Source organism: Streptomyces sp. NBC_00872, assembly GCF_045161915.1.
GTDB lineage: Bacteria > Actinomycetota > Actinomycetes > Streptomycetales > Streptomycetaceae > Streptomyces.
The window spans coordinates 4299145-4313385 of sequence record NZ_CP108806.1 but is presented as its reverse complement, the minus strand read 5'-3'; the positions used below and the strand labels follow the sequence as shown (position 1 = coordinate 4313385).

The window sequence follows — 14241 nt, the reverse complement described above, 5'->3', positions numbered from 1 at the left end:
GTCGGGGAGCTCGCAGGCGGGACGGGCGTGCCGGGCGGCACTTCGTAGCTCCGGGCGCAGTTCCCGCGTCATGATGGGCGGGTGACGGTGAGCGAAGAGGATCTGCTGGCGCTGCTGCGTGAGCTCGATGATCCGGAGCGGCTGGAGTGGCCCCGGCATTACGACCGCGGTGAGAACGCTGTCCTGCTCGGAAGACTGGTGTCCCGGCTCGAAGACGACTTCGCGGTTCGCTGTACGGCTGAGCAGGACACTCAGGAATCCAGTGAGTACGGACGCGTCGTCGTGCCCGCGGAAGCAACGGTGTGCGGGACGCGGATCGTCGTCTGCGTGAGCAAGTTCGGCTCCTTGGCTCTCATTTGTGCCGAGAACCCAGGAGTCTTCCTGGGTACGGACGAGGCCCAGGCAGAGGGGGAGTTGGACGCCGCCGATCTCGCCAAGGTCAATCGAGCGCTGGTCGACCTCGGGTATGTGGTGGTTCCCGAGGAACTGCTGGAGTGCGACTACGACGGACCGAGCCGACTACCCCGTCACGTTCAGCGGCCTACCTGGTGGCAACGCTTCTTCGGCTATTTCTGACTGATCACGCTCCGAGGGGCAGGCTGGTGCCGGGTACTCGCCGCCGACTCCGGGCCCGGTGTGGGCTACGGGCATATCCAGCAGTACAAGCCCTGCTCCTGAGCCACGGCTCGCTCCGCGAGGGAAGCCAACCGCCTGAGAAAGTCGGCGAGATGGTCCGCGTCAGGCGGTGTCGAGAAGCGACCTGAGCGGGCCCAGCCTTGGGCAACGTCCTCCAGAAACTCCCGGTCGAGGCTCGCGAGTGCGTCACGGAAGGCATCCGTGAGCGGTCGGCATCCTGATCGTCCGCGGCGGCGTAGTAACCGAAGAGAGCTCCCATGCACCCGATCATGACACCCACTGCGACCGGTGACGGTGGAAGCGGAGGGCCCCTGGCCGGCGGTGATGCCGCCCAGGGGCCCTTACGGCTGGCGGGAGTTCAGCCGGTGCCAGCCGGTGTCAGGCAGTGTTAGTCGGTGTTAGTCGGTGTCAGTCGGTTTCGGACGAGGGGATGTAGGCGCCGGGAACGTCGTTGGGCGCGTGGATCTTGTTGTCGCCCGGGTAGGGCTTGGACCAGTTGTGGCTCTCGTACCAGGTGAGGCGGTCCATCTGCGCGGGCGGCGCGTAGTCGGGCACGGCATGGGGCCCGGTCAGCCGCTGGTGCGACTTCCAGTCGTTCCACTCGTTCGCGAGCGCCGTCATACTCGCCGGGACCTTCGTCGCCGGCACGGCCGCGGCCTGGGGGTTCTGCGGGGCCGGGGTGTCCACGCCGCACGAAGGCGCGGTCTTCACGCCGTCGGTCAGCGGGATGCGGTTGGGCAGCGCGGTGAACGGGGTGAGATCGGGCTTCTTGGTGAACGCCGAGGCCATCGGGGTGGCCGCGCTGTCCTTCTGGTTCATCGGGCGGATCCCGAGGATCTGCTCGATGGTCCGGATCATGGTGATCTGGGAGTAGTAGTGGCTGTCGACGACGCCGTGCTGGGCGTAGGGGCTGATGATCTGGACCGGCGCGCGGTGGCCGTCGACATGGTCGAGGCCGGCCTGGGAGTCGTCCTCGGCGATGAAGATCGCCGAGTCCTTCCAGTACTTGCTGTGCGAGATCTCGTCGACGATCCGGCCGACCGCGAGGTCGTTGTCCGCGACCTGGGCGGCCGGGCTGACCGGGCCGCCGGTGTGGTCGCTGGAGAGCCAGAACATGTTCAGGTTCGCCGGCCCGTTCTTCTTGAAGTCCTGCTTCCAGATCTCGGACCGGTAGACGTCCGGGACGCTGGTGTCGTACTTCGGGAAGGCGGGCACCGACACGTCGTTGAGCGACGGTATCGGCGAGGACGAGGTGAGCGTGTAGGCGGACCGCTTGCCGGACGCCTTCATGTCCTTGGCGTCGCAGTACAGGTTCTGCCAGCTCGCGTCGGCCGGCTTGGACAGGAACTGGTGGAACTCGCCGAAGTTGCGCACCGATTTGCCGGCGGCCTGCGCGCCGGTCCAGATGAAGCCGGACTTCTGGTGGCCCAGCGCGTCGTCCTCGGTGTCGTAGCTGCGCAGGTACTCACCGGCCGAGGACTCGGTGTACTCGGGGTTGTCGGCCTGCATCAGCCAGTTGTGGCCCTCGGCGGAGTTGGTGCCGACGTCGTAGGTGTTGTCGTACAGGCCGAACTGCTCGGCCAGCGCGTGCTGGTTCGGGGTGACGTTCTCACCGAACTGGGCCAGCGTCGCGTCGCCGTCGCCCTCGGGGATGTCGCCGAAGACCTGGTCGTAGGTCCGGTTCTCCTTGACGATCAGGAACACGTGCTTGATCGTCGAAGGGTCACCGATCTTCACCGGTACCGGTACCGGCTTGGCCTTGCTCTTGCCGTTGGCCAGCTTGACGGAGTTGTCGGTCCAGCCGTTCTGCTTGAAGACCTTGTTCGTCTGGGACTTGATGGTCCTGTCGTCCGGGAGCGTGAAGTGCGTCAGGCTCGCGGTGGTGTCGTGGGTGCCACGTCCGGCGGCGGTGGTGGGACGGCGGGCGTCGATACCGCGCGTGTTGGAGACGACTATCTCCTTGCCGACGGTCGCGATCTCCGCGGGGAAGTAGTCGGTCGGCAGCAGGCCCACGTAACTGACCGGCTCCTGCGCGGACTTGTACTTGTAGACGGCGACCGCGTTGGCCCGGCCGAGCGTCACCAGCAGGCGATTGTCGCTGGTGAGCGTCACCGCGTTGGGCTCGTACCCGACCGACGCCTCGGGCCACGGCTGGGTGGAGATGGTCTGGACGACCTTGTCCTTCGCGGTGTCGATGACCGAGACGGTGTTGTCGGCGGTGTTGGTGACGAACACCGTCTTCTTCTTGGCGTACACCGCGGTCGGGTGCAGACCCACAGTGATGCTCCTGGCCGCGGCGGACGGGTTCGCCAGGTCGATGACGCTGACCGTGCCGGTGGTGGTGGCACCCGTCACCGGGCTGGCCGGCACCTGTGTGCCGTAGGAGTTGATCGTGTCCTCACCGGGACCCGCCGGACGCCCGCCCTCGTTGCTGATGTAGAGCTTGTCGCCGACCTGGACCATGCCGCGCGGGGCGTTGCCCGTGTTCCAGCTCTGTTCGATGGCGCCGGTCGCCGCGTTGATGGCGACCACCCGGTTCTGCCCGTTGACCACGGAGTAGACCGTGGAGCCGTCGGCGGAGAACACCGCCGCGGACGCCAGAGCGCGCTTGGAGCCCTGTGCCGGGATGGAGACGGTGGCCGGGTCGGACAGGCTGCCGTCCGGGTTCACCGTGAACTTGGTGTAGCCGTCGGCCCGGCCCAGCCACAACTGCTTGCCGTCGGGGGAGTAGGTGGGGCCTTCCTGGCCCACGTCACTACCGCTGATCTTCAGGTCGGCCCCGGCGCCGCTGCCGATGACCTGCTGAACCTTGTAGTTCTTCAGGTCGATGATGTTCAGCACCATCCCGCCGTCGGTGACGGAGGCGGCCATGTGCTTGCCGTCCGGGCTGATGGTGGACGACATGATCTTGCCGCCGTTGACGACCAGGCGCTTGCCGTAGGGGGCGAGGTACTGGTCGCTGGAGATCAGCTGCCCGTTGGTGGTGGTCTGCCCGACCTGCACCGTCCCGAAGGAGTCGGTCTCGGCGAACGCGGTGCCGGCGGCCGCGACGGCCAGTACGGTGACCCCGGCCGTCATGAGCGGTACCCGGCGGCCGATGCGTCTGTTGCCGAGATAGACGGCGTCGTCCTTCTCCGGCCGGATGCGGCGGCGTGCTACCTGCATCAAACTTTTCCTTTCGAGGTGGAAAGCAGTTCGACGTTGCTGTCGAACTGCCACAGCGGGTTCGGTGTGTCCCCGTAAGGGGTCCGCACCAGGAAGTAGCCATTGACTTCCTTCGGTCCGTCGCCGTCGGCGACGAACCGCCCGTCCGCGGTGAGGTCGAGTTGATAGATGGCTTGCCCGGTGGCCTCGCTGTCGGGCAGGTGCCACGACACGACGCAGCGCCAGTCGTTGCCCGCGCCCTCGGCGTCGTGGTCGACGTTGCCCTTGGTGCACGCGGCGCTGGACTTCAGCTGCGCCTCGGTGACGGCGGGACGGTGGAGCTCGTCGGCCTGCATCCGGTAGAGATGCGCGAACGCCGTGGCCAGCGAGTGCTCCACCTTGGCCTGCTGGATGCCCGAGCCCGAGTAGGTCGCGGTCGTCACCGCGGGAAGGACCGCGATCGTCACCGCGAGCAGCCCGGCCAGCGGCAGGACTCCGGCGGTGAGTGCGCGGCGCGGCAGGCCGTCATCGGTCGCATTGGTGAAGTCGCGCCGCAGGAAGAGCAGATAGGCCAGCACCGTGGCGGTCACGGCCCACACCAGGCTCACCACGATGCCGATCAGGAGCGGGCCGAGTTGCCGCGGGCTGGTGAACAGACCGTTCCACGCGATGAAGGCGTAGCCGGGCAGGGCCAGGCGCACGGCCGCCGGCAGCGGCAGCATCTGGGCCAGTTGCATCGCGAGCGCGACGAGCGCGGGCAGCAGCAGTCCCATCGGGGAGCGCCCCAGCGTGACGGACCCGAGAAGTCCGATCCCGGCGAGGGCCAATGTCGGGGCGAGCACGCAGGCCCAGGCGAGCAGCACGGTGCCCGCGGCGCCGCCGGGCGTCATGAGATGGTCGTCCAGGCCGACCAGCGGATGGTTGCCCACCGCCGCGAGCCCGCCGACCACGCTGGACGTGACCAGGCCGATGACCAGCAGCAGGATGACGGTCAGGCTGGCCAGTACCTTCGCTGCGAAAATCCGCTGAGGCGACCTTACGGCCACCAGCAGATGGCGCCAGGTGCCGAGGCGGTCCTCGGCGGCGAAGACGTCGCCCGCGACCACCGACGTCAGCAGCGGAAGGGCCCAGGTGCCCGCGAAACCGAGCGTCACCAGCGGGCCCGCCCAGCCCGTGGCCTGCATCCAGCGGCCGAAGAGAGTGTCGACGGGCAGCGAGGTCTGCTGGCTCACCGCGACGACGAACAGTGCCGGCGCGATCCAGCAGGCGAGGACCAGCAGGCGGATCCGCCATTGCGAGACCAGCTTGACCAGTTCGAAGCGGTAGACGCGCGGCACCGGGATACGACGGGCGCCGCCATTCGGGTGGTCCACGAGGGGCGCGGGTGCGGTCGCGGTCATCGGGAGTCCTCCTGCTGCTCGGTGAGGGCGAGGAACGCGGCCTCCAGCGGCGATACGACGGGTGCGAGCTCGCGCAACGCGACGCCCGCCGTGACAAGTCGCACCACCAGTTCGTCCACCGCCGGCACCAGGGCCCGCACGACGAGCGCTTCGACGTCGTACCGCGACTGAGCGTCGTCGACGACCAGGATTCCGGCGGTCTCGACGGCGACGCGGCGGGCGGCTCGGGCATCGGAGGTGATCAGCCGGTAGTCGAGTTCACGGTTCTCGGCCGCCAGCTTGCTCAGCGGGCCGGAGAAGACGACCTGCCCGGTGGCGAGGATGGTGACCTCCGAGCACAGTTCTTCGAGGTCGTCCATGCGGTGGCTGGAGAGCACGACGCTCACTCCCTCCGCCGCGAGTCGGGTGAGCACCCGGTGCACGTGTCTCTTGCCGGCGGGGTCCAGACCGTTGGACGGCTCGTCGAGCACGAGCAGCCGGGGCTTGGTGAGCAGGGCGGCCGCGAGACCGAGCCGCTGACGCATCCCGAGCGAGAAACCGCGGGTCTTGTCGTCGGCGACAGCGGTGAGCCCGACCTGATCGAGGGCGTCGTCGATCCCCGCCGTTCGTGCGTCGTGAGCGCGAAGCGCGGCCAGGTTCTGTCTGGCGGTGAGCGACGGGTACAGACCTGGGCCGTCCACGAAACCGGCGACGCCGTCAGGAGCGGCGAGCGCCCGTCCGACCGGCGTACCCAGGACCTCCAGTTGGCCCGCGTCGGCGACGGCCAGGCCCAGCAGCAGGCCGAGCAACGTTGTCTTCCCGGCACCGTTCGGGCCCACCAGGCCGTGAATCTGACCTGACGTCACGTCCAGATCGACGCCGTCCAGTGCGACGACGTCGTCAAATGTCTTGGTGATCCCACGAGCCCGGATCGCGTTGAGTGTCTCCATGAGTCCCTTCCTTCACGGCCCTCACGGACGCTAGGCGGGCAGCGGAGCATTCGAACGGAAACCGAGTTGAACAGACGGAGAACGGTTAACTGCCACTCCGCTGCGAGGTGGTGGTGACGGCGGCGCCGGACAATTCGATACCCACCCGTATCGCTGTCCCGTCGACCTGCGTACATGGCGGCTCGTCTGCCGTGAAAAACTACCGACCGTGTGGAATCGATATGATTGCGCCGAATGTAGAAGAAAGGCGGTTTGGTTCGTTCTCCGCGAGGTCACCGCTACGGCGGTCGTCGATCTCCGCGCCGAAGTGCTGGACCCCGCCGCGTGGTTCGTGGAGAGTGGTGCGGGCGGATTACGCCTGCACTCCCTGCCTGCCGACGCATGACGATCATCCGCGCGCCGCCCGCCGCCCGCTGCCTGACCCGGGAGCGGTGCGCCGAAGTTCAACCGTGGCGCATCACCGCATCACCGCTTCAGCGCATCACCGCATCCTCCAGCGACTCCGACGTACCGATTGAGCCATGCCCGAACTCACCTGTCCCCGCTGCCGGCACCAGGGGCAACAGCACCGCTGGTGGGCACACCGCCACGACGGCGTGATATGCCCGCGTTGCCATCTCACCGAACGGATCACAGAGGTCCTCGACGACGGGACCGGCCAGGTCTCCCCTGCCCTGCTGCCCCTGCACGAGGCCATCCGTACCCAGCCCCGTCCGGACGCCGGGCTGGTGTGGCTGGTCGGCAACCGGCACATAGCCCCCCTGCTGGCCGATCTGGCGACCGGCCGGTTGCCCCTCAGCCATGAATCCCTCAACGGCCATCCCTCCCCCCAGTCCGCGGCGCACCTGCGCGACCTGCTCGTCCAGCACGAGATCCTTGAGCAGCGCGACCGCTACCTGGTCCAGTTCGAGGCCTGGCTCCTGCGAACCCTCGCCTCCGTCGAGCCGGCCGAAGACCGGCAGCTCGTCGGCCGATTCGCCACCGGACACCGCCTGCGACTGCGGGAACGCGCCACTCGGGAGCCCCTCACGCCGGGCCTGGTCGACCGTCCGCAGCACGAGATCAACTCCGCGAAGGCCTTCCTGGCCTGGCTGCGCGAACACGACGCCACCCCGGCCACATGCACCCAGGCCCATATCGACACCTGGATCAGCACGGGCAGTACGAGCCGCCAGGGCACCCGGGCCTTCATCACATGGGGCGCCGGGGACGGAGCGTTCCCCCGTGATCTCAGCGTGCCGTACAACCTTCAGGTCACCCGCCGGCGGAAACCCGCACGCGGCACGTTCAGCCATGAGCAACGCCTGCGACTGCTGCGCGACATACTCGATCCCGCGACCGACTACATTCTCCGCGACCGTGCGGCCTTCATCATCCTGATCCTGTTCGCCCAGCCCCTGGCTCACATCACCGCGCTCACCATCGACGACCTGGCCCTGAGCAACCACGAAGTCCGTATCGGCATCGACCGGCCGCACGAACCGCGCCTGGTGCCCGATCCGTTCGCACCGGTCCTGCGCGACCACGCCCTCAACCGGGGGCCCCGCAACGTCGAGGCCAACCGCAGCAGTCCCTGGCTCTTCCCGGGCAACCGCCCCGGCCAGCACATCCATGCCAAGCACCTGAAGAACCACCTGAGCCGCTACGGCATCGAGGTCACCAGAACCCACCTTGCCGTCCTCCGGACGCTGGCCCAGGAAATGCCACCCGCCGCCACCGCGTCGAGCCTCGCGGGCGACGCTCACTGAACCGGGTTCGCCACCCGTTCCATCCGTCGAGCCGCCCTCGTAGGGCCGTGCCGACCTGATGATGGCGTGCGCAGTCCCCGCGCGGGCCACGCGGAACGGGGTGGTCGGGCCCCGGCGCGCGACAGCCCTTGGCGCTCAGCCGGTGTGCGATTCCAAGGCATCGACGATCTCCGGCCAGAGCTGGCGGGGGCGGTCATGGCCCATGTCGGGAATCAACAGGAGTTCCGAGCCCCGCACCAGCTCCGCGGTGCGTCGCCCACCGCTGGGATCGATGAGCGTGTCGTCGAGGCCGTGGACCACCAGGGTCGAGATCCGGAGCTGGCGAAGAGCGTCGGCGCGTGAGCCGGCGAGGGTCATTGCCGCGAGCTGGCGTGCGAGACCGGCCGGGTAGTAGGCGCGATCGTAGCTTCTGGCGGCCAGTTCGCGAACGGTTGCGGGGTCGCCGTAACGCTTGGAGGCCCACACCAGCTCCCTTTCCGCCGCTGTGATGTATCCCTCGCGGTCCGACGGCTTCGGGCTGGAGAGCACCGCTCGGGCCTCGGGGCTGGACCGACCGTATTCGGGTTCGCCGGTCGAGGACATCATCGACGTCAAGGACAGCACCCGCTCGGGCTGTGTGACCGCCATCGTCTGGGCGATCATGCCCCCCATCGAGGTTCCGACCACATGCGCCCGTTCGATGCCGAGCGCCGTGAGCAGACCGAGGCCGTCGTCGGCCATGTCCCGAAGGGTGTACACGAGCATCCCCAGGGCGGAGGGAATATCGCCCGAACTCACCTTGGCGATGAACTGGCCCATATCGACGGGGTGATCGTCGAACTTCGTGGACAGCCCGCAGTCACGGTTGTCGTAGCGGATCACGTAGCGGCCACGCTGAGCCAGCGCACGGCAGAAGTCGTCGTGCCAGGCGATCATCTGGGCACCGAAGCCCATCACCAGCAGGACAGGCGCGTGGGAGGGGTCACCGAAGGTCTCGTACTCGACGGACACCTTCGGCGAGACTTCAACGTTTGGCATGGCTCGGAGTGTCCACCATCGCCTGCCGGAACGCACACCGTGGGAGGCACCGAAGCCCTACCCGCGACGGCCACAACTGACCGGTCCGCACCCGCCGGGGCCGGGATGCGCGTCATGCCTGCCGGGATCGACGGCGCCAGGGTCAGAGGCTGGAGAGCAGGCCGTCGAGTGGGGCCGGGACCTGGCCGGGGTCGAGGGCCTCGACGAGTACACGGCCGTAGTGGATCTTGCGCCCCTTCTTCGTTCCGAGGAAGCGCCTGAACTGCTGCTGCGGGGCGCGGCCCTGCTGCGCGGGCTGGCGCAGGAAGGTCTGTAGGGCACGCAGGTCGCCTTCCGCCCGGACGAGCTCGGCTACCCGTGTCACGCCCAGTACGCGGATGAGCTCGTCTTCCAGATCTGCCGCGCAGACGAAGAAGCCTTGCTGTGGCGCACCGACCCGTTCGAAGCCGCGTGCGTAGTAGGGACGCTCCGCCTCGTCGCACAGTCCCGTGAGGCGGAGGTCCAGACCTGGTGAACCGAGGAGCCGGGCGTAGCGCCCGACGCTCATCGCACCGCCGATCGGCAGGACGCAGACCCCTTCGGCCGCCAGGTTCCGGCCGCGGCTCTTCGCCAGTGTGTTGACCGCCGCGACGTCGCTCGGCCCTTCGAGCAGGACGGCCGCCCGGACGGGCAGCCGCGCGGCCATCTCGCGCGCGGGGTCGCCGGGGCCACCCGCCGCCCACGCGGTGACCGCGTCCCGGAACGCCCCCATGTCAGCCATGCGACGAGTCTCAGCCCGTTCCGGCCGAAGCGCGAGGGAATTTCCGCGGGTACGGCGGCGTCGGCCCGTACGACCAGGGCGAAGCCACCGTGCCCCAGGAAGGAGACTGTTGCGCGAGGGGCTGAGCCGCATGGCAGTCGAATCGACGCGCACAGTGATCGAGGATCCAGCCAACCTGACCGCCGGTGTCGGGGCGTCATCGGATGTGAGCGAGTCGGGCGGGGGACGGGCCGGTACGGCTGTTACCGCCGGAACTATCCGCGTGCGGGACGCCGCGGCGCGGTCTGCGTCGCCAGGACGGCTGCCTGGACGCGCCGTTCCACGCCGAGTTTGGCGAGGAGCCGGGAGATGTTGTTCTTGACCGTCTTCTCCGACAGGAAGAGGCGTTTGCCGATAGCGGCGTTGGTCAAGCCTTCGCCGATCAGGTCCAGGATCTCCCGCTCCCGTGGGGTGAGACCGGCCAGTGCCGACGGCTTGTCTTCCTGGGCGGGCTCCTTCCCGCGCAGGCTGCTCATCAGGCGGGTCGTGGTGGCCGGGTCGAGCATCGACTGGCCGGAGGCGACGGTACGGATCGCGGCGACCAGGTCGTTGCCCTTGATCTCCTTGAGGACGTAGCCCGAGGCCCCGGCCATGATCGCGTCGAGGAGGGCATCGTCGTCGTCGAAGGACGTCAGCATCAGGCAGGCGAGACGGGGCATTCTCGACCGCAGCTCCCGGCAGACCGTGATGCCGTCGCCGTCGGGCAGCCGTACGTCCAGCACGGCGACGTCGGGGCGGAGCGCCGGCCCCCGCGCCAGGGCCTGTTCCGCCGTCCCCGCCTCGCCGACCACCTCGATGCCGGCCTCCGCGTCCAGCAGGTCGTGCACACCTCGCCGGACCACCTCGTGGTCGTCGAGCAGGAAGACCCGGATCGGCTCCTGCGGTGAGGAGTCCTGACTGTCTGTCATCGTGGCCCTTCGCGGTCTCGGGAGTACGTTGCCCGGCACTGCCCATAGTGGACCGTCCTGCGGCGGCCGACCAGGGCGGGCCGGTCCACGGCAGTCCGCGGGTGCGTGAAGGCGTCGGGTGCGTGAAGGCGTCGGCGACGGCCCCCCGGTCGGCAACGCGCCCCCCGGTCGGCAACGCCCCCCGGTCGGCGACGGCCCCCCCCGGTCGGCGACGGCTCCCTGTGCCGGCGACGGCCGCTCCGTCGGCGGCGGCCCGTCGGGATCCACCCACCGACGGGCCGTCGCGCCGAAGACCTCAGCCGTGTGGAACCACGGCCACCGGGCACGCGGCGTGAGCGATCACCGAATGGGCCACGTGGCCGAGACGGGCCCCGAGGCGGGACGTGCGCTCCTGTCGGCCGAGTACGAGCAGAGCCGCGCCCGAAGCCGCCTTCACCAGCCGGTCCGCGGCCCGGTCCATGACCGCGTCGGCCGTGACGGGGACATCCGGGTACTTCTCCCGCCATGGCCGCAGTACGGCCGCCAGGTCATCGCCACGCTCCGTGGCCAACAAGTCCTGGGACAGCGGTATTTGGACGGCGGCGATCGAGTAGGCCAGCGGCAGGCCGTACGCGTGCAGGACGTACAGGGGCGTGCCCCGGCGGCGGGCCGCTTCGAAGGCGAACCTGATCACCTCGTCACAGGGGTGCGCCAGGTCGATTCCGAGGACGACCCGGCCCGGCGAGGTGGCGCCGGAGGGCGGGTCCGCCGTGGTGCCCGGGTGGGGCGCCGGCCGTACGAGAACCACCGGACGCGCGGCGTGGGCCACCACGTCCGAGGCGACGGAGCCGGCGAGATACCCGGCCGCACCGCTCAGGCCCCGCGACCCGAGCACCAGTGTCTCGGCCTCCTCGGCCGCTTTCAGCAGGGTGGGGACCGGGGGTCCTTGGATCAGCTCACCGGTCGGACGGGTGCCGGGGAACCTTGCCGTGAGGTGTTCCTCGGCCTCCCGCAGGGAGCGGCCCGCCCCGTCCTGCCCGGCGGCCGGGTCCGCCGCGGAGCCCGACGGGTACGGGACTCCCTCCCAGGCATGTACCAGCCGCAGGGGAAGGCCGCTCGACGCGGCTTCCGCGGCGGCCCATTCGGCAGCTGCGAGACTCTCCGGGGATCCGTCGACGCCTACGACCACGGGGTGAAGCATGGTGTACCTCCTGGTGGATTTCACGATGAACGCGTGCGGTCAGGCCGTCAGACCAGCCAGCGGTGGTCCCGTACGACCGGGAGGTTCTGCCATACCCCGCCCAGCCCCCATGTACGGCCCGTCGCGGCGACGGCCAGGGCGATCATGACGACCGCGTACACGAGGTGGTAGTCGACGACCGGGTTCGAGGACATGCTCGGCGCGCCGTCCGACAGGCTCTTGGCGGGGGGCCATTCGGCCGCCCACATCAGCGCCATCATCACCGTGCCGGCGGCGGCGGTCAGGCGCAGGGCGATGCCGCTGGTGAGGGCGAGGCCGATGCCCAGGAGCCCCAGCATGAAGAGCCAGTCGGCCCAGGTCGCGCCGGCCCAGGAGTGGAACGTCGATTCGAGCGGTCCCGCGGCGACGCCGCTCAGGAAGCCCTTCGTCGGGGAACCGCCGTTGATCCAGGCGCCCTTGGACGGGGTGGCGTACCCCCAGCCGAACGCCTTGTCGAAGAAGGCCCAGAGGAAGACGAACCCGAGCAGGATGCGTGCGGCGGCGGCGATCCGCGCGAACGTTCCGCCGGCGGCCAGGGGCTCGGCGGTGTGGTCCGTCGTGGTGGAGTGTGTGGCCCCCTTCAGCGAGAGGAGGCGGAATCCGGTGTGACGGGGGCTCTGGTGAACGGCCATGTCTGTCATCCCTTTCAGGGGCGAGCGGCGCGGTGAACAGGTGTCGTGTCCGTCGTGCGTTGGCCTGTGGGGTCCGGTCCGGTGTGTGTCCTCAATCTCCCGCGGCGGGCGCGGGTGGTGCTGCTGCCGCTCGGGTCCCCTCCGGAGGGCCGAACGTCCCTGCGCCGGGGACCGGTTGGGCCCGCCGGACCTGGCGCGTCGGTCGTCCAGGTCCAGTCGGCGACCTCGGGCAGGTCGGTGCCGTGTGCGCGGATCCACGCGTGGTGGCGGATCCACGCGTGGTGGCGGGTACGGGCGGGTACGGGCGGGTACGGGTGTCGGCCGTGGCCTGCCGTACGGCGACCGCACGGACCCCGAGGCCGGGGACCCGGTCGATGACGTCCATCACGAGGCGACAGCGGTCCAGGCCGTTCGGCCCTCGTCCGGCGGGCGGAGGCTCGCGGGCGGCCCGGGATTGCCACGCGGTTGGTCCCGGCCGGCACATGAGGGCCGTTCGGCCCTCCGGCCGTACCCGGACAGCCCTGGAAGGGATGTGATCGCGGGTCGGAATCTGGTGGGACTCCCACCGTGCCGAGAATCCGCGACAAGGAGACACGAGCGATGACGACGAAGGCCACCACCCTGGTGGGCTCCCTGCCCACCGCCCATCGTGAGCGGCTCATGCACGTCGCCCGCGAGGTCAATATCCCCCAAGGCACCCGGCTCTTCGAGGAGGGGCACCGCGCCGACCGCTTCTGGGTCGTGCGTACCGGCTGCGTCACCCTCGACATACATGTGCCGGGCCGTCGCTCCCCCGTGATCGAGACCTTGGGCGCGGGGCAGCTCGTCGGGTGGTCCTGGCTGTTCGCGCCGTTCGTGTGGCATCTGGGTGCGGAGGCCATGACCCCCGTACGCGCATGGGAGTTCGACGCCGTCGCCGCACGTCTCCTCTGCCAGGACGACCCCGTCCTCGGCGCCGCCGTAGCCCTGTGGGTGGGCCAGGTGGTCTCCCTCCGGCTGCACACCACCAGGACCCGGCTGCTCGATCTGTACGGCCCCTACGGCAGCGGACCCGCCCCCTGAGCCGACGTCCGCGAGGGGTGACCGCCGCCCCGGCCTGTCCGCCTGTTCGAGAACGAGGGAACTGCCATGGCCGCCGTCGGCGCCTTCTCGGAACGGCATCCGATAAGGGTGTTCCTCGTGGACGGCCATGAGGCGGTCCGGCAGGGGCTCGGTGATCTGCTCGACGCCGAACCGGACATGATCACGGTCGGTACGGCGGACTCCGTCGAACAGTCCCTGGTCCGGGTCCCCGTAACCCACCCCGATGTGGCCGTGGTGAACGTCCGGCTGACCGAGGACATAGTCTCCTGTCGCGCTCTGCGCTCCGCCGAGCCCGCGCTCTCACTGCTCACGCTCGCCTCGTTCGACGACGACACCGCGCATCTGCACGCCGTCCTGGCCGGCGCGTCCGGCTCCGTACTGAGGCAGATCAGGGGGACCCGGCTCGCCTTCGCCGTACGCTCCGCCGCCGCCGGCCACTCGACGCTGGACCGGACGGCCACCGCGCGACTGCTGGAGGGCCTGGCCCTTGAGGGAAGGGACCACCGTACGAATGGCCTCTCGGCCCGGGAGCGCCACCTCATGGTCCTGATCGGGGACAGGCTTACCGACCGGCAGATCGGCCGGCGGTTGTTCCTGTCCGAGGAGAGCGTGCGAACGCAGATCGCGCGGCTGCTGACCGGTGGGGTACCGCGCAGGCACGGCCTGCCCTCGGCGCTCCCTCCCCGGCAGTCGGTCCCGCCGCTCTGAGGGGGACCGTACGGACAG

12 protein-coding genes and 1 pseudogene are annotated in these 14241 nt (G+C 69.5%); 4 read left to right on the top strand and 9 right to left on the bottom strand.

The window, feature by feature from the left end; genetic code table 11:
- Positions 1-81 precede the first annotated feature (81 nt).
- The gene (locus tag OG214_RS18425) at positions 82-576 is read left to right on the top strand and encodes a hypothetical protein (RefSeq protein WP_405985329.1); all 495 of its coding nucleotides are present in this window, start codon (positions 82-84) and stop codon (positions 574-576) included.
- A 468-nt stretch (positions 577-1044) separates the two neighbouring features.
- On the opposite strand, the gene OG214_RS18420 is transcribed toward OG214_RS18425, so the two are convergent.
- From OG214_RS18420 to OG214_RS18410, 3 genes are read right to left on the bottom strand one after another with little or no spacing between them, the layout of a single operon-like run.
- Positions 1045-3801, bottom strand: coding sequence for an alkaline phosphatase family protein (locus OG214_RS18420; protein WP_405985328.1), 2757 nt, complete (start codon positions 3799-3801; stop codon positions 1045-1047).
- The gene (locus tag OG214_RS18415; protein ID WP_405985327.1) at positions 3801-5180 is read right to left on the bottom strand and encodes an ABC transporter permease; all 1380 of its coding nucleotides are present in this window, start codon (positions 5178-5180) and stop codon (positions 3801-3803) included. The genes OG214_RS18420 and OG214_RS18415 overlap by 1 nt, the downstream gene beginning before the upstream one ends.
- Entirely contained in the window at positions 5177-6109 is a 933-nt protein-coding gene (locus OG214_RS18410) for an ABC transporter ATP-binding protein (RefSeq protein WP_363079931.1), read from the bottom strand. Before OG214_RS18410 ends, OG214_RS18415 begins: the two co-directional genes overlap by 4 nt.
- 521 nt (positions 6110-6630) lie before the next feature.
- Between OG214_RS18410 and OG214_RS18405 the strand changes: the two genes are divergently transcribed.
- Positions 6631-7857, top strand: coding sequence for a hypothetical protein (locus OG214_RS18405; protein ID WP_405985326.1), 1227 nt, complete (start codon positions 6631-6633; stop codon positions 7855-7857).
- 135 nt (positions 7858-7992) lie between these two features.
- Here OG214_RS18405 and OG214_RS18400 read toward each other — a convergent pair whose 3' ends face one another.
- The 6 genes and pseudogenes from OG214_RS18400 to OG214_RS18375 form a co-directional block, all read right to left on the bottom strand.
- Positions 7993-8874, bottom strand: coding sequence for an alpha/beta fold hydrolase (locus tag OG214_RS18400; RefSeq protein ID WP_405985325.1), 882 nt, complete (start codon positions 8872-8874; stop codon positions 7993-7995).
- A gap of 142 nt (positions 8875-9016) precedes the next feature.
- Positions 9017-9634 carry a TOPRIM nucleotidyl transferase/hydrolase domain-containing protein gene (locus OG214_RS18395; protein WP_405985324.1) on the bottom strand — a complete coding sequence of 206 codons (618 nt, stop codon included), beginning with the start codon at positions 9632-9634 and terminating at the stop codon, positions 9017-9019.
- 254 nt (positions 9635-9888) lie between these two features.
- A complete protein-coding gene (locus OG214_RS18390) occupies positions 9889-10581 on the bottom strand; it encodes a response regulator (protein WP_405985323.1) in 693 nt (230 codons plus the stop codon).
- Between the two features lie 295 nt (positions 10582-10876).
- Positions 10877-11761: a universal stress protein gene (locus OG214_RS18385; protein WP_405985322.1), complete on the bottom strand. Its 885-nt coding sequence runs from the start codon at positions 11759-11761 to the stop codon at positions 10877-10879.
- Between the two features lie 47 nt (positions 11762-11808).
- The gene (locus tag OG214_RS18380; protein WP_405985321.1) at positions 11809-12432 is read right to left on the bottom strand and encodes a hypothetical protein; all 624 of its coding nucleotides are present in this window, start codon (positions 12430-12432) and stop codon (positions 11809-11811) included.
- A gap of 206 nt (positions 12433-12638) precedes the next feature.
- A pseudogene (locus OG214_RS18375) lies at positions 12639-12844 on the bottom strand (hypothetical protein); the annotation flags it as partial.
- 188 nt (positions 12845-13032) lie between these two features.
- Here OG214_RS18375 and OG214_RS18370 point away from each other — a divergent pair.
- Both OG214_RS18370 and OG214_RS18365 read left to right on the top strand, forming a co-directional pair.
- Positions 13033-13494 carry a Crp/Fnr family transcriptional regulator gene (locus OG214_RS18370; RefSeq protein ID WP_405985320.1) on the top strand — a complete coding sequence of 154 codons (462 nt, stop codon included), beginning with the start codon at positions 13033-13035 and terminating at the stop codon, positions 13492-13494.
- A 66-nt stretch (positions 13495-13560) separates the two neighbouring features.
- A complete protein-coding gene (locus tag OG214_RS18365; protein ID WP_405985319.1) occupies positions 13561-14223 on the top strand; it encodes a response regulator in 663 nt (220 codons plus the stop codon).
- Positions 14224-14241: the final 18 nt, after the last annotated feature.